Annotated in this window: 22 protein-coding genes; 11 read left to right on the plus strand and 11 right to left on the minus strand. The window is 47.5% G+C overall.

All coding sequences use genetic code 11. From position 1 onward, the window contains the following. Positions 1-19 precede the first annotated feature (19 nt). Genes LZG75_RS09075 through fdxA form a run of 4 tightly spaced genes read right to left on the minus strand, consistent with a single transcriptional unit; the run spans position 20 to position 2,734 of the window. Complete coding sequence (locus LZG75_RS09075; RefSeq protein ID WP_233924200.1) at positions 20-508, minus strand: dihydrofolate reductase; 489 nt, start codon at positions 506-508, stop codon at positions 20-22. 11 nt (positions 509-519) lie between these two features. After that, on the minus strand, positions 520-1,314 hold the full coding sequence (locus LZG75_RS09080) for a thymidylate synthase (RefSeq protein WP_233924201.1): 795 nt from the start codon (positions 1,312-1,314) through the stop codon (positions 520-522). Between the two features lie 20 nt (positions 1,315-1,334). Continuing rightward, positions 1,335-2,381, minus strand: a complete 1,047-nt coding sequence (locus LZG75_RS09085) for an NAD(P)/FAD-dependent oxidoreductase (RefSeq protein WP_233937295.1) — start codon at positions 2,379-2,381, stop codon at positions 1,335-1,337. A gap of 29 nt (positions 2,382-2,410) precedes the next feature. Further along, positions 2,411-2,734 (minus strand): ferredoxin FdxA, encoded by a 324-nt coding sequence (fdxA, locus tag LZG75_RS09090; protein ID WP_233924203.1) that lies wholly within the window; start codon positions 2,732-2,734, stop codon positions 2,411-2,413. A 110-nt stretch (positions 2,735-2,844) separates the two neighbouring features. Between fdxA and LZG75_RS09095 the strand changes: the two genes are divergently transcribed. Continuing rightward, a complete protein-coding gene (locus tag LZG75_RS09095) occupies positions 2,845-3,834 on the plus strand; it encodes a D-glycerate dehydrogenase (protein ID WP_233924204.1) in 990 nt (329 codons plus the stop codon). Between the two features lie 57 nt (positions 3,835-3,891). Here the strand turns inward: LZG75_RS09095 and LZG75_RS09100 are convergent, their stop codons facing one another. From LZG75_RS09100 to LZG75_RS09120, 5 genes are read right to left on the minus strand one after another with little or no spacing between them, the layout of a single operon-like run. Next, the gene (locus tag LZG75_RS09100) at positions 3,892-4,182 is read right to left on the minus strand and encodes a hypothetical protein (protein WP_233924376.1); all 291 of its coding nucleotides are present in this window, start codon (positions 4,180-4,182) and stop codon (positions 3,892-3,894) included. Between the two features lie 12 nt (positions 4,183-4,194). Beyond that, a complete protein-coding gene (gene glp / locus LZG75_RS09105) occupies positions 4,195-5,526 on the minus strand; it encodes a gephyrin-like molybdotransferase Glp (RefSeq protein WP_233924205.1) in 1,332 nt (443 codons plus the stop codon). Then, entirely contained in the window at positions 5,523-6,206 is a 684-nt protein-coding gene (gene mobA, locus LZG75_RS09110; protein WP_233937296.1) for a molybdenum cofactor guanylyltransferase MobA, read from the minus strand. Before mobA ends, glp begins: the two co-directional genes overlap by 4 nt. 12 nt (positions 6,207-6,218) lie before the next feature. Then, positions 6,219-7,340, minus strand: coding sequence for a GTP 3',8-cyclase MoaA (gene moaA, locus LZG75_RS09115; RefSeq protein WP_233924207.1), 1,122 nt, complete (start codon positions 7,338-7,340; stop codon positions 6,219-6,221). Positions 7,341-7,381: 41 nt separating this feature from the next. After that, the gene (locus LZG75_RS09120; RefSeq protein WP_233937297.1) at positions 7,382-9,928 is read right to left on the minus strand and encodes an Rne/Rng family ribonuclease; all 2,547 of its coding nucleotides are present in this window, start codon (positions 9,926-9,928) and stop codon (positions 7,382-7,384) included. A gap of 433 nt (positions 9,929-10,361) precedes the next feature. Here LZG75_RS09120 and LZG75_RS09125 point away from each other — a divergent pair, with 433 nt between their 5' ends. From LZG75_RS09125 to LZG75_RS09135, 3 genes are read left to right on the plus strand one after another with little or no spacing between them, the layout of a single operon-like run. Beyond that, entirely contained in the window at positions 10,362-11,378 is a 1,017-nt protein-coding gene (locus tag LZG75_RS09125; protein WP_233924209.1) for an RluA family pseudouridine synthase, read from the plus strand. Positions 11,379-11,436: 58 nt separating this feature from the next. Beyond that, positions 11,437-12,156 (plus strand): HAD-IA family hydrolase, encoded by a 720-nt coding sequence (locus LZG75_RS09130; protein WP_255696494.1) that lies wholly within the window; start codon positions 11,437-11,439, stop codon positions 12,154-12,156. Next, a complete protein-coding gene (locus LZG75_RS09135) occupies positions 12,156-13,097 on the plus strand; it encodes a S49 family peptidase (protein ID WP_233937298.1) in 942 nt (313 codons plus the stop codon). Before LZG75_RS09130 ends, LZG75_RS09135 begins: the two co-directional genes overlap by 1 nt. 21 nt (positions 13,098-13,118) lie before the next feature. Here the strand turns inward: LZG75_RS09135 and LZG75_RS09140 are convergent, their stop codons facing one another. Further along, on the minus strand, positions 13,119-13,886 hold the full coding sequence (locus LZG75_RS09140) for an SAM-dependent methyltransferase (protein WP_233924211.1): 768 nt from the start codon (positions 13,884-13,886) through the stop codon (positions 13,119-13,121). Continuing rightward, on the minus strand, positions 13,883-14,509 hold the full coding sequence (locus LZG75_RS09145; protein WP_233937299.1) for a Maf family nucleotide pyrophosphatase: 627 nt from the start codon (positions 14,507-14,509) through the stop codon (positions 13,883-13,885). The genes LZG75_RS09140 and LZG75_RS09145 overlap by 4 nt, the downstream gene beginning before the upstream one ends. A gap of 31 nt (positions 14,510-14,540) precedes the next feature. Here LZG75_RS09145 and LZG75_RS09150 point away from each other — a divergent pair, with 31 nt between their 5' ends. The 7 genes from LZG75_RS09150 to acpP all read left to right on the plus strand — a co-directional run bounded on the left by LZG75_RS09150 (position 14,541) and on the right by acpP (position 19,523). Continuing rightward, entirely contained in the window at positions 14,541-15,092 is a 552-nt protein-coding gene (locus tag LZG75_RS09150) for a DUF177 domain-containing protein (RefSeq protein WP_233937300.1), read from the plus strand. A gap of 109 nt (positions 15,093-15,201) precedes the next feature. Then, complete coding sequence (gene rpmF / locus LZG75_RS09155; protein ID WP_233924214.1) at positions 15,202-15,381, plus strand: 50S ribosomal protein L32; 180 nt, start codon at positions 15,202-15,204, stop codon at positions 15,379-15,381. A 92-nt stretch (positions 15,382-15,473) separates the two neighbouring features. Further along, positions 15,474-16,487 carry a phosphate acyltransferase PlsX gene (plsX, locus tag LZG75_RS09160; protein ID WP_233924215.1) on the plus strand — a complete coding sequence of 338 codons (1,014 nt, stop codon included), beginning with the start codon at positions 15,474-15,476 and terminating at the stop codon, positions 16,485-16,487. After that, on the plus strand, positions 16,484-17,479 hold the full coding sequence (locus LZG75_RS09165; protein WP_233937301.1) for a beta-ketoacyl-ACP synthase III: 996 nt from the start codon (positions 16,484-16,486) through the stop codon (positions 17,477-17,479). The genes plsX and LZG75_RS09165 overlap by 4 nt, the downstream gene beginning before the upstream one ends. A gap of 14 nt (positions 17,480-17,493) precedes the next feature. After that, positions 17,494-18,438 carry an ACP S-malonyltransferase gene (fabD, locus tag LZG75_RS09170; protein ID WP_233937302.1) on the plus strand — a complete coding sequence of 315 codons (945 nt, stop codon included), beginning with the start codon at positions 17,494-17,496 and terminating at the stop codon, positions 18,436-18,438. Continuing rightward, positions 18,435-19,178 carry a 3-oxoacyl-ACP reductase FabG gene (gene fabG, locus LZG75_RS09175; protein ID WP_233924218.1) on the plus strand — a complete coding sequence of 248 codons (744 nt, stop codon included), beginning with the start codon at positions 18,435-18,437 and terminating at the stop codon, positions 19,176-19,178. The genes fabD and fabG overlap by 4 nt, the downstream gene beginning before the upstream one ends. 102 nt (positions 19,179-19,280) lie before the next feature. Next, positions 19,281-19,523 carry an acyl carrier protein gene (gene acpP / locus LZG75_RS09180; RefSeq protein WP_233924219.1) on the plus strand — a complete coding sequence of 81 codons (243 nt, stop codon included), beginning with the start codon at positions 19,281-19,283 and terminating at the stop codon, positions 19,521-19,523. Positions 19,524-19,529: the final 6 nt, after the last annotated feature.

Below are 19,529 nucleotides of genomic sequence, written 5' to 3' on the forward strand. Positions count from 1 at the left end.
AGTGCGTTTATTTACGCAACTATTTTTTGCGCTCTAGCGTTAAAAAACGGAAATGAATTTCCCCTTCTTGACCTTCGACACATTCGATTTCCTGCCAATTTTGTGGGTCAGGAACTGCAAAAAAAGTATCTCCAGTAATATCTAGATCAATTTCGGTAAGATAAAGTTGGTCGGCTTTTGCAAAAGCCTGGGTAAATAATTGTTGGCCACCAATAATGAATACCCGCGGAACGTCAGCAAGCTGCTTCAGGGCATCGTCTAGCGAATGCATCACTTCCGCCCCAGCTAATTGCAAGTCGGTATTACGACTGATAACCAAGTTCCGCCGTCCTGGTAATGGCCGGCCAATAGAATCCCAAGTCTTTCGCCCCATAATAATGGGATGCCCCATAGTGACGCGTTTAAAGAATTGCAAGTCAGCAGAAATCTTCCAGGGTATTTGATTGTCTTTGCCAATGACGTGGTTACGGGTGCGAGCAACGATAAAAGCAATGGCTGGATTAGTCATATTCGATTGGTTTAGATGGCGACAGGAGCCTTGATATGGGAATGAGACTGATAGTTCAGTACTTCAAAATCGTCAAACTCATAGTCAAATAAGGAAGCGGGCTTACGGCGAAATTGCAATGTAGGCAGAGGAAAGGGTTCACGCGCTAATTGCATTTCTACTTGGGCTAAATGATTGTTATACAGATGGCAATCGCCACCGGTCCAAATAAAGTCTCCCACTTTTAAATTAGCTTGCTGAGCAACCATATGGGTAAGGACTGCATAACTGGCTATATTAAAAGGTACGCCAAGGAAAATATCAGCGCTACGCTGATAGAGTTGACACGATAGCTTATTGTTCGCGACATAAAATTGAAAGAAGGCATGACAGGGGGCGAGTGCCATGCGAGGAATGTCTGCTACATTCCACGCCGACACAATCATTCGGCGTGAGTCGGGGTTCGATTGTAGGGTTGCCATGAGCTCTTGAATTTGATCAATATGTTGGCCATTTGGCGCTGGCCATGAGCGCCACTGATAGCCATAAATAGGGCCGAGTTCGCCATCGGGTGCAGCCCACTCATCCCAAATAGAAACGCCACGGTCTTTCAGCCACTGATTATTTGTACTTCCATTCAGAAACCACAGTAATTCATACACAATCGATTTGAGGTGGAGTTTTTTGGTAGTGACCATGGGAAAACCCGCAGCCAAATCGAAACGCATTTGATAGCCAAAAATCGATTTAGTCCCAGTACCAGTGCGATCAGCCTTATCAACGCCTTGTACCAATACTGCTTTCATTAAGTCATGGTATTGGCGCATTAGCAGCTGTCTTTAAGCAATTAATCAAAAATAGGCGATTCAACACCAAGGACTTTATGTAACTTAGTTGAGGTGGTGGTGTATTGCAGGTGCACCTTTTTATCAGGATAAATATATTGCACACACCCGAATGCCGCCAAGGCGGCTTCATGAAAACCTGACAAGATCAGTTTTTTCTTGCCTGGATAGATATTAATGTCACCCACCGCAAAGATGCCGGGAACGGTTGTTTCAAAGCGCTCGGTATCGACGGTAAGTTGCTTGCGATCAATACCTAAGCCCCAATTAGCAATGGGGCCCAATTTGGGTGAAAGGCCAAAGAAAACTAGTAAAACATCGAGTGGCATCCGCCGCGTAACCCCATCACTACCAGTGACTTTAATTTCCCTTAGGTGGCCATCGCGTTCTTCGAAGCCGGTAATTTGTCCAACCTCAAATTGCATTTCATATTTGGCACATAACTCCTTCATTTTTGCTACTGAGCTAGGCGCAGCTTTAAAACCATCGCGGCGATGAATTAAGATGACACTTTCCGCTTTACCAACAAAATTGAGTGCCCAATCGAGAGCGGAATCGCCGCCGCCACAAATGACGATATTTTTGCCAGCAAATTGGGTTGGATCTTTGACGCGATAAAACAGTTGTTTATTTTCGAACGCTTCAATGCCATCAATTTTAATGGTGCGCGCTTGAAATGAGCCCACACCAGCGGCAATAAAAATTGTTTTCGTGATGAGATGAGTACCTAAAGTAGTGCGCAGATCGAAGCGGCCATCGCTGCGTTTTTCTACCTCAGTCACTTCTTGCCCCAAATGAAAATGGGCGCCAAAAGGCTCAATTTGTTTCATTAAATTATCGGTGAGCTCTTGCCCGGTACACATGGGTACAGCGGGGATATCGTAAATAGGCTTATCAGGATATAACTCCACGCATTGGCCACCAACGACCGGCAAAGAGTCGATTACATGGGCTTGAATTTCTAAAAGGCCAAGCTCAAAGACTTGAAAAAGTCCAACGGGTCCGGCGCCAATAATGACGGCATCGGCTTCAATAGGGGGGAGTGACACAAATAGTCCTAAAAAGTGCAGCTCACAGTTTACTTAACTAATTCGTTAAGTTTATCTTTAACGTCTTGCCATTCATCGGCATCAGCTAACGGCGCTTTTGATTTGGTAATTGAAGGCCAGAGGCGAGACAGTTCAACGTTGAGTTGAATAAACGCTTGTTGATCTCCAGGTACGTCATCCTCTGCATAAATGGCATTCACAGGGCATTCGGGAACGCAGACCGCGCAATCGATGCACTCATCAGGATCGATTGAGAGAAAATTAGGGCCTTCGCGGAAACAGTCTACGGGGCAAACATCAACGCAATCGGTATATTTGCAACGGATACAGGATTCAGTAACAACGTAAGTCATGATTTTAGGTCGATAAATAAAAGCCCATAAAAGGCGGATACTTGATTTTAGCCGAAATGAAGCTAAAAGCGCCAAGCACCCCAATTTCCAGCTTGTTGTAAAGTTTAGGGATGAATACAAGCCACAAACCCAAAATCTTAGTTGCTAGGTCAATTTTCCCCGATGCTTTGGCTGCTTTACATGAGTCTTTTGAAGTCATCGATAATCAGGCCGATCGTGTGTTCACGCCAGCCGAACTGCAAAAATACTTAAGCGAAGTCGATGCGGCCCTGGTAGCCGGCAGCGAACGGATCGATGCGAACGCATTGGCCCAGGCAAAAAAACTAAAAATTGTTGCCAATATTTCGGTTGGCTATAACAATTTTGATGTACCCGCCATTACTGCCGCAGGTGTGATGGCGACAAATACACCTGATGTTTTGACGAATACCACCGCTGATTTTGGGTTTGCGCTATTGATGGCTACGGCGCGGCGCGTTACTGAATCTGAACATTGGATTCGTAATGGTCAATGGGACCAATGGTCGATTACCAACAACCCTTTAGGTATGGATATTCATGGCAGTACTTTGGGCATTATTGGTATGGGCCGGATCGGTCAAGGGATTGCAAAACGGGCTTTAGGTTTCGGCATGAAAGTGATTTATAACAATCGTCGGCGCTTACCCGAGGCCGATGAAATGGCCTGTGGAGCCACGTATGTTGATAAAGAGAGCTTGCTCCGTCAAGCTGATCATGTCATTTTAGTTTTGCCTTATTCCGCTGACAATCATCACACCATAGGCGCAAAAGAAATTGCGCTGATGAAGCCTACCGCGACATTAGTAAATATTGCGCGGGGCGGGATCGTAGATGATGTAGCTCTGGCACAAGCCTTACGAGAAAAGAAAATTTTTGCCGCTGGCCTCGATGTGTTTGAAGGTGAGCCCGTTGTGCACCCTGATTTATTAAAACTCAGTAATGTGGTGTTGGCGCCGCATATTGCTAGTGGTACAGAAAAAACGCGGCGCGCAATGGTTGATTTAGCGATTCAAAATGTGCGCGCTGCTTTGGCAGGTGATAGGCCGCCCAGCTTGATTAATCCTGAAGTACTGAAGTAATTATTTGTATTGATTGGCCAAAAGAATTCACAGCGAGCGTATTTTCTGCATTAATAATCAGTCATTGGTTTCTTCGGGCACCTCTTTCAAGGCTAACTCGATACCGCCGAAATTATTGGCAACCCAGTTATAAACCTTGCAGGCTACCCAAAGCAAGCCAAAGCCAAGAACAGCATTAAGAATAAGAGCAGACAGCACTGTAAATCCCGGTATTGCGCCATCACGAATAAAGGCAACAAAGAGGGCTAAAAGCACGATTGGAACTGAAAAGCATAAGTAAACCAAAACTAAGGTTTTGGCGGTATGCATAGGATCAAGGAAGGTTATTTCTTTTTTAGTTAATTTCATCATGCCGTAATCTTAAAGCAGTCCTTCAAAAATCTCTACATTAACTAAATCACCAACCTGAATATTGCCTTGTTCCGCCGGCAAAACAATAAAGCAGTTGGCTTCACTCATCGAGCGTAAGATGCCTGCTCCTTGGCTGCCAGTAGTCCGAACTGTGGCTTGCCCAGCATCATCAAGCGTAACAATACCCCGTTGAAATTCGGTGCGCCCGGGTTTTTTTCGAATTGCTTCGCCAGAGCGCACTTGAATGGTGGGGACAGCGGTCTGGGTTGCGCCATTCAATTGCAGTAGCGCCGCGCGGACGAACTGATAAAACGTCACCATCACCGCTACTGGATTGCCTGGTAAGCCGAAAAATAAGGTACTATTTTTAGCTTCTGGAGAGTTGGCAGCGTCCGCCAGCGGTTTTAGTACTCCAAAAGCCATCGGCCTACCTGGGCGCATCGCAATCTGCCAAAAGCCAATATCACCCAACTCTTGCAGGACTTGCTTGGTAAAGTCTGCCTCACCAACGGAGACGCCACCCGATGAAATGAGCACATCAGCCTTTAAGGTTGCGGCACAAAAGGCTTTTTTTAAGGCCACTGGATCGTCTTGCACAATTCCGCAATCGATTATCTCTAAATTGAGGCGAGTAAGCAGGCCAATAAGGCTATACCGGTTGCTATCGTAGACGCTACCGGTATCAAGTGCTTGGTCAAGGCTCCGTAATTCATTGCCAGAGGAGATAATGGCAACCCGTATTTTGTTACGCACGGATAGGGTTTTAATCCCCAAAGAGGCAGCTAAACCCAAATCAGATGGCCGCAAAATACGTCCCGCAGGAATGGCAACTTGGCCTAAACGCAAATCTTCGCCCCGTAGCCGACGATTTTCTCCCACCCTTACGGCGTTAGCCGGAAATAGCAATTCATTTTCGTGAGCGGCGTTAGAGATGATTTCTGTAATGCGCTCTTGAGGAATAACGGTATCGCAGCCGGCAGGCATGAGTGCGCCAGTCATTATTTTGATGCATTCATGAGCGCCCAATTGACCCAAGAACGGTTTTCCAGCGAACGCCGTACCAACGATTTTTAATTTTTTTTGCCCTGCATGAGCAGCTTCATTGACGTGACCTTGAAAAGCATAACCATCCATCGCGGAATTATCTGCGTTGGGAACATGCATTGGCGATAAAAGATCTTCAGCCAGAATACGATTAACCGCATTTTCAAGTGCAATCGTTTCGCTCTGAAGCCCCCCGTTTTTTGTGCGTACCTCTTCGTTTATTTGGGTAATTAATGCACTGATAATACGGCGGGTCTCGATAACGGATAAGGAGCTAGTGGGGGTATTGAGGGTCATGTTTTTATTTGGGACTGCACCGCAATTTTGTTTTGCTTCTCGAGGTGCGCCAATGTTTCTAGCGAGGCTAGCTCTGCGGGTGTATTGGCATTTGCAAAGGCCTGTTCATTTTCAAAAAGTACGGCACTACTATTGACATTTTCAAACCAGCGGTCAATTTTCCGCGCACCACTTGCTAAAAATTCTGCAAGCGATAATTGAACCGTTTTTTTCATGAGGCAGAAAACGGCTTGATTCCATTGATGCCCGGTGTTATCAATACTGCATGCGTATACTAAATCAAATGGACCGCGCAGTAATTCAGCGCTTAAGCGTGCGCCTAAATCAAGCGGAAAGAGCGGTGAATCACATGGCACGGTAAGGAGATATTCAGTTTGACAATGGCGCAGACCAGCCATAAAACCTGCGAGCGGACCAAAATAAGATGGTGCAGATTCAACCGCACTGTCATCGGCAATAACAGGGTAGCCATAGCTTGCATAACGCATGTGATTGCGATTGGCATTAATTAGGATCGTGCTTACCTGATCTTGAAGGCGGGTTAACGCAGTCTCGATCAGGGGTTTTTCTAGGTAGGGTATTAAGCCTTTATCACTTCCGCCCATCCGCTCTGCTCGACCCCCTGCCAGGACTAAGCCCGTGATTGCTAAGGGCGGTAATGAAGCTATGATTGCTGCCATTCGGGATTGAGCCTAGCCACCGATATAAGACATTTCAACCTTACGACCAGTTGAATTTCCGATGGGAGTGTGTGAACCTCGGATTTCAGAATAGTGATCATCACGTTTAGCCCAAGTATTCATGATGGCATTCGCAATTTCTAAATCACTCTTGCCGGAGCGAAGCAGAGCTTTGAAATCGACGCCTTGATGCGCAAATAGACATAAAAAAAGATGTCCATCGGTTGAGAGCCTAGCACGGGTACAGGTATGGCAAAAGGTTTGCGTCACACTAGAAATCACCCCAATTTCACCAGCGCCGTCGGCATAGCGCCAGCGTTGCGCAACTTCACCGACATAGTTTGGTTCTAGTGATTGCAAGGGAAACTCAGCATGAATTTGGTTGATGACTTCTCGCGAAGGCAATACCTCAGCCATATTCCAACCATTCGAACTTCCCACATCCATAAACTCAATGAAGCGTAGGGTAATACCAGAGTTACGAAAATGCCGCACCATTGGCAAAATCTCCTGCTCATTAACCCCTTTCTTAACGACCATATTAACCTTGATGGATTTAAAGCCAGCCTCTTTTGCTGCCTCAATACCATCCAGTACCTCGTCAACTGCAAAATCAACATCATTCATCGCTTTAAAAACAGGATCACTTAATGCATCGAGACTAACTGTGATGCGTTGTAAGCCCGCATTTTTTAAGAGCTGCGCTTTTTTTCTTAAGAGGCTACCATTCGTTGTGAGAGTGAGATCTAATTTTTGCCCTGCTGGCGTGTTAACTTGGGCGAGCATCGCCACTAAAGCCTCTAAATTTTTTCGTAAAAGCGGCTCGCCTCCTGTAAGGCGAATTTTTTCTACACCCAGACTGGCAAAGATTTGCGTCATGCGGGTGATTTCCTCAAAACGCAGTAAGGCATCTTGCGCTAAATACGGATAGTTTTGATCGAAGACCGATTTCGGCATGCAATAAGTGCAACGAAAATTACAGCGATCCGTTACTGAAATGCGTAAGTCACGTAATTGCCGCTGACGTAAGTCAGTTGTTTCAGAATGGACCCCTTGCAATACTGTTGGAATTGCCGCTGAGGCACCAACAGTATTGCTGATGGGAATAATGCGCGAATAGGCTCGATCAACCATAGCTAAATAAGTTTATACCTAGTCTATTGAGTATTACCAGACTAGTTTTTATCAATCATTTTTTCTTGGCCACCTGTTTCTACTAAGACCATGGGACCACTAGGTAATATTTTTGGCGCCTTAGGGGCGCGTTCGGCCCGCGGTTGAATGGGTTCAGCATTCATTTGCGTTTGTGCTTCGGCAAATTTAGTCGCATCGGTAGCAACCCAAACCATTCCCACTGATTGCACCACTTGCTCCAAAGGCGCCTCTTCTAAACGCGAGAAGGAGACTTTAGGTAAAGCAGCAGGCACGGGAACGAAATTTGCTACAGGCGCGGTTTGGGGTGCACCGCTTAAATTACTTTGCAGATCGTGCAGCGGCAAAGTAGCTGCATCACCAGCCATATGTGCCATGCCTACTGGCGGCCAGGTGGCAGAAACCTCGGTAATGGCTGGGTGAGTTACTGTTGAGTTTGAATCAGCTTCTTGAGCAGGGATATCTGTGCGATTATCACCACGTTCACGTTGACCACGACCACGTCCACGGCGATTACGTCCCCGCGGACGCTCTTCGCCTTCAGCGTTAACTAAATCAGTGGCCCCAGTATTCGCATTGTTGGTGATGCCTTCAGGCGTGTCGTTGCCGTTTTGATTCGCTGGACGTTCAGGACGGGAATTACGGTTACGACCGCGACCCTCTTGACGGGGTTTTGCTTCACGCCCATTTTTTTCAGTAGGAGCAATTGTTTCGTTGGTAGATGCTGTTGCTGGACGTTCATTACGACCACGGCGATTACGACCACCACGTTCATTACCATTGCGGCCTTCGCGTGCTCCGCTAGGACGAGGACGTGCTTCGGGTGTTGCTACGGTTATTTCTGGAGTTGAAGTAAATAGTTTCTTAATGAAACCCATAAATCCACCGGTTGACTCAGCCACCGCTTTTTCGTTCGTGGCAGATACACGTGCCGCACGGGGTTGGTTCATTGGCGCAGGTTGACTTGGCGTAATACCTTTGACTGCAGCCTCAGGTTTTACTTTGGTCTCTTCCTTGCGACTCACAATCGTATCGGCTTCTAACTCGGTAGCAGCCTCTTGCGCCATGACATAGCTGGCTTTTTGATCATCTAAACGGGGATCATCATGACGTAAGCGCTCTAATTTGTAATGCGGTGTTTCAAGATGCTTATTCGGCACCATCAAGACATTAACCTTAAAGCGACTTTCAATTTTGATGACTTCAGCCCGTTTCTCATTGAGAAGGAAAGCTGCGACCTCAACAGGTACTTGTGTATGAATAGCTGCCGTATTGTCTTTCATCGCCTCTTCTTGGATGATGCGTAGTACTTGCAAAGCAGATGATTCGGTATCGCGAATATGGCCAGTACCATTACAGCGCGGGCAAGTCACATGACTGCCTTCTGAGAGCGCGGGTCGTAAGCGTTGCCGCGACATTTCCATTAAGCCAAATTTAGAAATTTTGCCCATTTGCACGCGGGCTCGATCATGGCGTAAGGCATCGCGTAAGCGGTTTTCAACATCTTTTTGACTTTTCGCTGATTCCATGTCAATAAAGTCGATGACGATCAAACCCCCTAAATCGCGCAAACGCATTTGGCGGCCGATTTCTTCTGCAGCTTCTAAGTTGGTGCGGGTGGCGGTTTCTTCAATATCCGATCCCCGTGTAGCGCGCGCTGAATTCACGTCAACCGAAACCAAGGCTTCGGTATGGTCAATCACAATGGCGCCACCTGAGGGTAGCGGTACCGTACGCGAGTACGCAGTTTCAATTTGATGCTCAATTTGAAAGCGGGAAAAGAGCGGGACATCATCTTGATAGCGCTTGACGCGGGGTAAGTTATCAGGCATCACCACCGACATAAAGGCTTGAGCCTGTTCGAAAATATCGTCAGTATCAATCAAAATTTCGCCAATATCGGGTTGGAAATAATCGCGAATGGCGCGAATAACCAAGCTCGATTCAAGATAAATTAAGAGCGGCGCCGAGTTGCTTTTGGCAGCCTCATCAATGGCTTTCCATAGCTGCATGAGGTAATTCAGGTCCCACTGTAATTCAACGGCATCGCGCCCAATTCCGGCGGTGCGAGCGATAATGCTCATCCCTTCAGGAACCTCGAGCTGACCCATGGCCTCACGGAGTTCTTGACGATCTTCGCCCTCAATACGGCGAGATACACCACCCCCCCTTGGGTTATTAGGCATTAAGACAAGATAACGGCCAGCCAAAGAAATAAAAGAAGTGAGCGCGGCGCCTTTTTGGCCGCGTTCTTCTTTTTCAATCTGAATAATAATTTCTTGGCCTTCGCGTAAGGCATCTTTAATTGATGCGGTACGAACGTCAACGCCTTCTTTAAAGTAAGCGCGGGCTACTTCTTTAAATGGCAAAAAGCCATGACGCTCTTCACCGTAATTAACAAAGCAGGCCTCTAAGGATGGCTCAATGCGGGTAATAACCCCTTTGTAAATATTACCTTTGCGTTGTTCACGCCCAGCTGATTCGATATCAATATCGATTAATTTTTGACCGTCGACAATCGCGACGCGCAACTCTTCTTGCTGAGTTGCGTTAAATAGCATGCGTTTCATAATTCTCTCCAAATGGGGTTGGAGGACGATGCGCGACGCGATGTAGATGAGATTAAGGCTACCAAAGAACTAGGTTCTATTGGCCCCTACAGGGCGTGGTTTAAAAGAGAACTAAGCTGCTAATCAGTTAGCTCGAATCGAGTCCATTACTGGACATCGTTGCCACCCCGAACGCTCGCCACAGCTACCCTCCTTTAGGGTCATCAATGTAGGCGCGCGCCTGAAAACTGTCATCTACTCGCGGGTCGCGGCATACAGCACGCCAACCCTGCGCCTCGTTAAACAGGGGAGGGGCAACCCTGGGAATCTATTTCTGATGGTTGATTCCAGCACCACGATTGGGGTTTCAAGTAGATATTCTCCGTTGAACCCAATCTGAGCCAATATGGCTAGTGCCTTGATTATAAGGCAGAAGTTCATAATAAGCATTCTCATGACTTCTCATTCCCTCGGTAAAGCGCCTAAACCACCAGCAGTGGTATTGCAAACCATTGGTCCTGATGACGCTGGTCAGCGTCTGGATAACTATTTACTGCGCTGGGCTAAAGGCGTACCCAAAAGCCATGTTTATCGGCTCATTCGTGCTGGGGAAGTACGGGTCAATAAAAAGCGCGCTGAGCCCACCACCCGCCTCGTTGAGGGTGACATCGTCCGTTTGCCACCCGTGCGCATTGCCACACCCGAGCGCGTGCAGGCTGGTCAAAATTTCGCTCGGGCTCAGCAATATGCCGCACAAATCCCGATTTTGTATGAAGATGACGTGCTCCTGATCATCGATAAGCCCGCGGGACTGGCCGTGCATGGTGGCTCGGGTATTGCCTTGGGGGTCATTGAGACTTTACGGTTGACCCGCCCAGAACTCCATTTTCTTGAATTAGTGCATCGCCTCGATCGCGATACCTCCGGGGTGCTGTTATTGGCTAAGCGCAGAAGTGCCTTGGTTGAAATGCATCGCCAAATACGTGAAGGCTTAACTGATAAGCGCTATTGGTTATTGGCGCACGGCAAAATTGAAACAGGCGCACGGGTAATGCAGTTAAAGTTTCCCTTGCATAAATTTCTCTTAGCAAATGGCGAACGTCGAGTTCGGGTTGATGCTGAGGGGTTGCCCAGCCATACTGCGGTGCGGGTTACGCAACTGTTCGCGGGGGAGGCGGGAGCGCTGAGCTTGGCAGAGGCGCAATTAAAAACCGGGCGCACCCATCAAATTCGGGTGCATTTACAGCGTCTTGGCCACCCGATTTTAGGTGATGATAAGTACGGCCTAGAGGAAGAGGATCGCCGCTTAAAATCCAAACGCTTATATTTACATGCCCATTTGGTGGGTTTTGTTCATCCGCGCAGCGGTGCCAAAATGCGCATTGAGTCACCGCTACCTGCCGAGTTCAACGCCTTATTAAAGAGGCTGAAGGTGGAGCCCAGCAGCAGCAACCCAGCGGCGACGCCGTAAGCCACAAAACAGTATAGTGGGATGTTATTTAATTGAAGGTTGCTGAGGGAATGTCCGTTTGAACCACACGCATCAACAGAATCTAGAGCGACGCTACGATTTAATTGTCTGGGATTGGGATGGTACCGTAATGGATTCAACCCCAACCATCGTGCATTGCATTCAACAGGCTTGCCGCGATTTAGACTTACCAGTGCCCAACGATGCATTAGCTAGCTCGGTGATTGGTTTAGGTATCGATGATTCCTTGCGGCGCGCCGTTCCCAGTATTGCGCCTGCACGATACCCTGCTTTAGTTGCGCGTTTTCGTTTTCATTATTTAGCCCGCGATCATGAATTGCATTTATTTATCGGCATTCGTGAATTGCTCGAGCACTTACGTCAAGCGGGATTTTTGCTAGCCGTGGCTACTGGTAAATCGCGGCAGGGCCTAGATCGCTCCTTGGGATTTCATCAGCTAGAAGCACTTTTTCACGCTAGTCGTACTGCCGACGAAACGGCGTCAAAACCAAATCCGACAATGCTGTTAGAGTTATCGGATGTTTTGCAAGTACCATTGCGGCGAATGCTGATGATTGGCGATACCACGCACGATCTACTGATGGCGCAAAATGCCGGAGTGGATAGTGTCGGCGTTACCTATGGCGCCCATCCGCTAGAGGAGCTGCGCACTGCCAATGCCTTAATTTGCGTTGATAATGTGCAAGAATTAGCGCAGTGGTTCAATCAACATTTGTACGAGCAAACCTTGAACATAAATAAGAAAGTAAAGCATTGATGGAGCCGAAAGAAAACTGGGAGCGACAGGCTCTTGAGCATTTACTGCTTGAAAATTTAAAAGAAACTCGTAAGGCTAGGCGCTGGAAAACAATTTTCCGCTTAGTTTTACTAGTGTTAGTTGTCGGTATCATTGCCCAGGTATTTGATTTGCATATACCAGGCCGTGGTATGCATATTGAAAAGCATACCGCTTTAATTAGTTTAGATGGCATGATTTCACCGACTACGACAGCGAATGCAGTCGACGTGAATGCAGCGCTAGATGCGGCTTTTGAAAATACCAATAGCGTCGGCGTGATCTTACGAATTAATAGCCCGGGTGGCTCACCAGTTCAGGCGGGCATGATTAATGACGAGATTCGCCGCTTGCGTACTTTGTATCCACAAAAACCATTCTATGTGGTGGTAGAAGATATTTGTGCATCGGGTGGATATTACGTAGCGGTAGCGGGTGACAAAATTTTAGTTGATAAAGCTAGCTTAATCGGCTCAATTGGCGTGGTCATGGAGGGCTTTGGTTTTACTGGCCTAATGGATAAATTAGGAATTTCTCGCCGCTTGATCACGGCTGGTTCGAATAAAGGCATGCTCGATCCTTTTAGCAAGGAAAATCCGAAACAGGTTGAAATGGTGCAATCGATGTTGGATCAAATTCATCAACAATTTATTGCAGTAGTTAAAGCGGGACGTGGCACGCGCTTAAAAGAAAATGCTGAATTATTTTCGGGGCGGGTATGGAATGGCGAGCAAGCAGTTCAATTGGGTCTGGCTGATGGGTTTGGTACCGTTGATTCGGTAGCCCGCGATATTTTGAAGGCACCAGATGTTTTGGATTACACCTTAAAGGAAAATTTTGCTGAAAGGGTAGCTAAAAAGTTTGGCGCAGAAATGGGCACCTCAATGGGTCAAGCGTTAATGAAAGATGCCAATCTGAAATAAGTAGTACGTTTTACTACGTACTTAAGCTAGTAGCAAAAAAATCGCCGGACGGTTTTGTAATTCACCGGCCATTTTTTCACCAGGGTAGCGTTTCCGCCACTCGGTGAGCGTGTAGGTATGAATCGATTCACTCGCTAAACTCAGGTCGATGCCAATACATAAGCGGGTTTCTGCTGTTAATGCTTGCAGGCAAGCGTCGAACATCGCAGCATTGCGATAAGGGGTCTCAATCCAAATTTGTGTTTGTTGTAAGCGTCGCGATTCCGCTTCTAGTTGCTTGAGGCGATTAATCCGTTCTGGGTTTTGATTGGGTAAGTAGCCTTGAAATGCAAACTGTTGGCCGTTTAGACCGCTTGCCATGAGGCCTAACAAAATAGAGCTAGGGCCTACTAAGGGTTTGACGGGGGCACCTAAACCATGCGCAGCCAAAATTAATTCGGCTCCAGGGTCGGCCACTCCAGGCACTCCTGCTTCTGACATTAATCCCATATTGTGCCCATCTACTAAGGCTTGCAACAAACTCTCAGGACGTGTTTTTGAATTGTATTTTGCATTTTGCGCAGCGCCACGCCATTCCAGTAGCACTAATTCCTGCAAAGGCGTACTCAGCGGCGTAACGGTATCAATTGCTTTTAAAAATGCCCGTGCGGTTTTAGCATTCTCCACAATCCAGTATTTCAGCGTGGCTGCTTGAGTGATGGTTGCGGCCGGCAAAACCCACGGCAATTGGTCTGCGCGACCTTCCGCACCCAAGGTATTCGGGATAAGAAAAAGTGTGCCGATAGTCATTTACTGGTTGCGAACCAATTTTTTGCAGGTAGCGCAAAACCGGCATCTCGCAATAATCCGCTTAATGCGATCAGCGGTAAACCAACAAGAGCAGTGGGATCATCGCTTTGAACCGACTCAAGGAGACTGATGCCAAGCCCCTCTACTTTGGCACTACCAGCACAATCATAGGGTTGCTCAGCATGTAAATAAGCTTCTAATATCGCGTCAGATAGATCGCGAAACTGTACCGTGGTTGGCACGCTCAGGGTGGTGTACTGCTCGTCGCGCATGAAACATAGTGCCGTATGAAAGTGGACAGCATTGCCGCGCATCAACTGTAATTGGGCTAAGGCCCGCTCAAAATTACCCGGTTTGCCTAATACAGCGCCAAATAAATCAGCTACCTGATCTGAGCCGATAACCCATGCCCCCGGGTTCTGTTGCGCTATCACTCTGGCTTTCAGTTCAGCCAAACGCAAGGCTAGAGCAAGGGTAGTTTCATGGGGCAAAGGAGTTTCATCAATTGCAGGCGTGCTGCAAGTAAAGGGCAGCCCTAAGCGGGCAAGCAATTCGCGGCGATACGGCGAGCTTGAGGCCAAAATAATTGGCGCTGGATGCCTTGCTACGTCGGAATTCGTCATGAAAAATAGCGCCTTGAATTAGACTAATGAGATGAATCGTAAACAAGTTTTACCTGAAGTTGAAATTTCTGCAACTCCGCAAGCATTACAAGCGGTTGATTTGTGTGCCCCGCAAACCTACCATGGTGAGGGTAGGTTGTCGCTGGGCGCCTTACCCCGAGTGGCTTTAGAGCTGGCTATCAGCAGCCCAGATAATGGTTTTGCTTGGCAAATCCAAACCCAGTTTACGGCTAATCAAGCCGGAGACCAAGCGCAAACCTTGCGTTTGAGGCTTAATGGACAAGCACCCTTAACTTGTCAGCGGTGTTTACAGACTTTCCAGTATTCCTTAAACGTGGAGCGTTTATTTATTGTTGTGGCCGATGAAGCGGCTGCGGATGCCTATCCAATTGAAGATGACCTTCTCGACCCCTTAGTCTGCAGCCCCCATTTTGATATATTGGCGCTAATCGAAGATGAAATTCTTTTATCCTTGCCATTAGTGCCAAAACACCCTGAAGCGCTATGTGCCCCAAGCCCATTATTGGGTGTAATTGAAGAACCTGAAAACCCCTTTAAGGTATTGAAAAATATCAGGAAATAGCTCTGGCGGCTGGGTTAATTGAGGCCTTTAATACCTACCCATCAATGCCTAGAATCCCGTATTTAGAGGCATTTTTATGCTAGAATGCCCCCTTGTTTAGGAGTCCAATATGGCCGTTCAGCAGAATAAAAAATCCCCCTCTAAGCGTGGCATGCACCGCGCCCATGATTCTTTGACCGTGGGTGCATTGGCAGTTGAAGCAACCACCGGCGAAACGCATTTACGTCATCACATTTCCCCCAACGGTTTTTACCGTGGTCGGAAAGTCGTGAAAACAAAGAACGATTAATTTTTTCATTTAATCAATCGAAGCGGCTTTAAATTGGCCGCTTTTTTCTTGGCTCAGCAAATTTGGCAACCCCAGCGCCCATGAATTCTCTGATGAACGTCAGGCTTGCAGTAGATGCAATGGGCGGAGATCAGGGTTTAGCAGTCACGGTACCTGCGTCCCTTGATTTTCTCCAAGTTCACGCCGACGCTCATATTCAGTTAGTGGGTGACTCACAGTTACTGACGCAATTGTTAGCTAAGGCAGCGCCTGAATTGCTGAAGCGCATTGAGATTATTGCTGCCAACGAAGTCGTGCTCATGGATGATTCAATTGAGGTTGCGTTGCGACGCAAGAAAAATTCTTCGATGCGTCTAGCCATTGATCAAGTCAAAACAGGAAAGGCCGAAGCAATTATTTCTTCTGGTAACACTGGCGCTTTGATGGCGATTTCGCGTTATCTATTGAAAACGCTCGATGGCATTGATCGCCCAGCAATTGCCACCGCAATTCCGAATGAATTGGGTACGAGTACTACCGTGCTCGATTTGGGCGCTAATGCCGATTGTCTGCCGGTGAATTTGTTACAGTTTGCGCAAATGGCGGATGTGATGTTGCGAGTTGTTGATGGCAAGCCTTCACCATCGATTGGCCTGCTGAACATCGGCGAAGAAGTCATTAAGGGTAATGAAGTCGTGAAGGAAGCCGGTGAGTTATTACGTAATAGCCAATTAAATTTTTTTGGTAATGTCGAAGGAAACGATATTTTTAAGGGCACCGTCGATATTGTGGTCTGCGATGGCTTTGTGGGTAATGTTGTTTTAAAGGCGAGCGAAGGTCTGGCAAAAATGATGACTGGGATGATTCGTACGGAATTTAATCGCTCTTGGCTAACTAAGCTCATGGCCTTATGTGCCATGTTGCCTTTAGTTCGTGTCAAAAATCGGGTTGATCATCGGCGCTATAACGGCGCTGTGCTGCTTGGTTTGCGCGGTTGTGTGATTAAGAGTCATGGCTCTGCCGATCGCCTAGCTTTTACCGCCGCTCTGGAGCGTGCTTATGAAGCTGGCAAGAATCGCATGGTTGAACGCATCGCTGAAGCTTTTAGTGCAGAGGTGAGGCCATGACTTCAAGGTCTCTTTATTCACGCATTGCTGGAACAGGCAGTTATTTGCCTGCACAACGATTAAGTAACGATGATTTAGCAGCGCGTTTAGCGCAAGTGGGCATAGAGACAAGTGATGAGTGGATTCAAACGCGTAGCGGTATTTCAGCGCGTCATTTTGCCGCTGACAATGAATTAACCAGTGACTTAGGTATGTTGGCCGCACAGGCTGCATTGCACGACGCCAATCTTCGTGTCGATCAAATTGAGTTAATTATTTTGGCCAGCTCAACCCCAGATCATTTGGGCGGCTTTCCCAGTACCGCTTGCGTGATTCAAGACAAGCTAGGTATTCACAATGGCAGTGCGGCGTTTGATGTGCAGGCAGTGTGTGCTGGCTTTACCTACGCACTCGCCATTGCCGATGCATTTATTCGCGCAGGTACATACCGCAAAGTTTTAGTTATTGGGGCTGAAATTTTTTCCCGTATCTTAGATTTTAATGATCGCACAACCTGCGTTTTATTTGGTGATGGTGCAGGTGCAGTGGTGCTTGAGGCCACAGATGAACCCGGTATTTTGGCTGCAGCGTTACATGCTGACGGCAGGCAACGCGCCATTTTGTGTGTACCAGGTCGTGCAATTGCCGGTGGCATTGAGGGCACCCCATTCTTAACGATGGACGGCCCAGCTGTTTTCAAATTTGCTGTGAAGGCCTTAGAGCAGGTTGCGCTTGAAGCTTTAGAGCGCGCACAATTACAGCCAACACAAATTGATTGGCTGGTTCCTCATCAGGCTAATATTCGTATTATGGAAGGTACGGCGCGCAAATTGGGACTCTCAATGGATAAGGTAATTGTGACCGTGGCCGAGCATGGCAATACGTCTGCTGCTTCAATTCCATTGGCTTTAGACTTTGGTATCCGCAATGGTCAAATTCAGCGTGGTCAACATCTCTTGTTAGAGGGCGTTGGCGGCGGATTTGCTTGGGGCGCAGTCGCTCTAAAATATTAAACAGGTTTTTTCTCATGACATTTGCATTCGTTTTTCCAGGACAGGGTTCGCAATCTGTGGGTATGCTGAACTCGCTTGCCGCTCGTCCCGAAGTGCAGGCTACCTTGGCCGAAGCATCACTCGCCCTAGGCGAAGATCTCACGCAATTAATTGCTGCTGGACCAGCAGAAGCCCTCGCACTCACAACCAATACGCAACCAGTGATGTTGGTAGCAGGTATTGCTTGTTATCGTGCTTGGTTGGCAAGTGGTGGTGCAAAACCGATTTTTGTTGCTGGCCATAGCTTGGGTGAATATTCAGCTTTAGTTGCCGCAGATGTCATTTCGTTTCAAGATGCCGTGCCACTCGTTAGATTTCGTGCAGAGGCGATGCAAACCGCAGTGCCCTTAGGCACAGGAACCATGGCAGCGATTTTGGGTTTAGACGGCGCCCAAGTGCAAGCAGTATGTGCTGAGGCGAGCACCTTGACGAATGAAGTAGTTGAGGCGGTCAATTTCAATGCCCCTGGTCAGGTGGTCATAGCAGGCGCCAATGCAGCAGTCAGCAAAGCCTGCGAGTTATTAAAAGCAGCTGGCGCTAAACGGGCTTTACCCTTATCGGTATCAGCCCCGTTTCATTCCTCTTTATTGCAAGCAGCCTCTGAAAAACTGGCGATTTATTTAGAAAATGTCACCTTTCATCCGCCTTCGATTCCCTTGATTAATAATGTTGATGTCAGTATCTTGAGTGATCCGCAGGCTATTAAAGATGCTCTAGTAAGGCAGGCTGCTAAACCCGTACGTTGGCAAGAAATTATTCAAGCGATGGCCGCACAAGGCATTACTCAGGTGATTGAATGTGGACCAGGCAAAGTGTTGGCAGGTTTAACCAAGCGCATCGATGCGCAATTACAAGGCTTCGCATTATTTGATGATGCGAGCTTCAATGAAGTGAAGTCAGCTTTAGGACAAGTCACATGAAAATTGATCTAAGCAAACAAATTGCCTTAGTTACTGGTGCTTCCCGTGGCATTGGTGCGGCGATTGCCGAAGCGCTTGCACAGTCGGGCGCGACAGTTATTGGCACTGCCACCTCAGCCGCTGGTGCATTGGCTATTACAGAACGCTTACAGGCTTTTGGTGGGCGGGGCGAAATTCTGAATGTGAATGAGGCTGCGGCAAGTGAGCAAATAATTGAGGCCATGTGCAAAGAATTTGGCGGCATTCATATTTTGGTCAATAACGCTGGCATTACCCGCGATCAACTGTCGATGCGGATGAAAACCACGGAGTGGGCAGATGTGATTGATACCAACTTAAGCGCAGTCTTTCGACTTTCGCAAGCAGTTTTGCGGCCGATGATGAAAGCCCGCTTTGGGCGCATTATTAATATCACCTCGATCGTCGGCCACATGGGCAACCCCGGACAGGTGAATTATGCTGCTGCAAAAGCGGGGGTTGCGGGAATGACTCGGGCTTTGGCGCGGGAAATTGGCAGTCGCAACATTACCGTGAATTGCGTCGCTCCAGGGTTTATCGATACCGATATGACCCGCGCCTTAAGTGAAGAGCAACAAAATGCCCTCAAAGCGAACATTCCCTTGGCCCGTTTAGGGAGCCCAGAAGATGTGGCGCAGGCAGTGGTCTTTTTGGCTTCAGGAGCAGCGGGCTATATTACGGGAAATACCCTCCACGTCAATGGGGGCCTGTATTTAGCCTGATTTATGGAATGGGGTTTTAGGAGTCTGGCGCAGTAATCTGAGGGTGACTTTGCCAAACTGATAAAATCCCTAAATCGTTTTTTACTACCCTAGGGGGACTTGATGGACAACATCGAACAACGTGTTAAGAAAATTGTTGCTGAGCAGTTAGGCGTACCAGAAGCAGATATTAAGAATGAATCTTCTTTTGTGAATGACCTCGGCGCTGATTCGCTTGATACGGTAGAGTTGGTAATGGCTTTAGAAGATGAGTTTGGAATTGAAATTCCAGATGAAGAGGCTGAAAAAATTACCACTGTTCAGCTTGCGATTGATTTCGCAAAATCTAAAGCATCACAGGGCTAATATTTG

Origin of the sequence: Polynucleobacter sp. IMCC30063 (genome assembly GCF_021395235.1) — a bacterium.
In the GTDB taxonomy this organism is placed as follows: domain Bacteria; phylum Pseudomonadota; class Gammaproteobacteria; order Burkholderiales; family Burkholderiaceae; genus Polynucleobacter.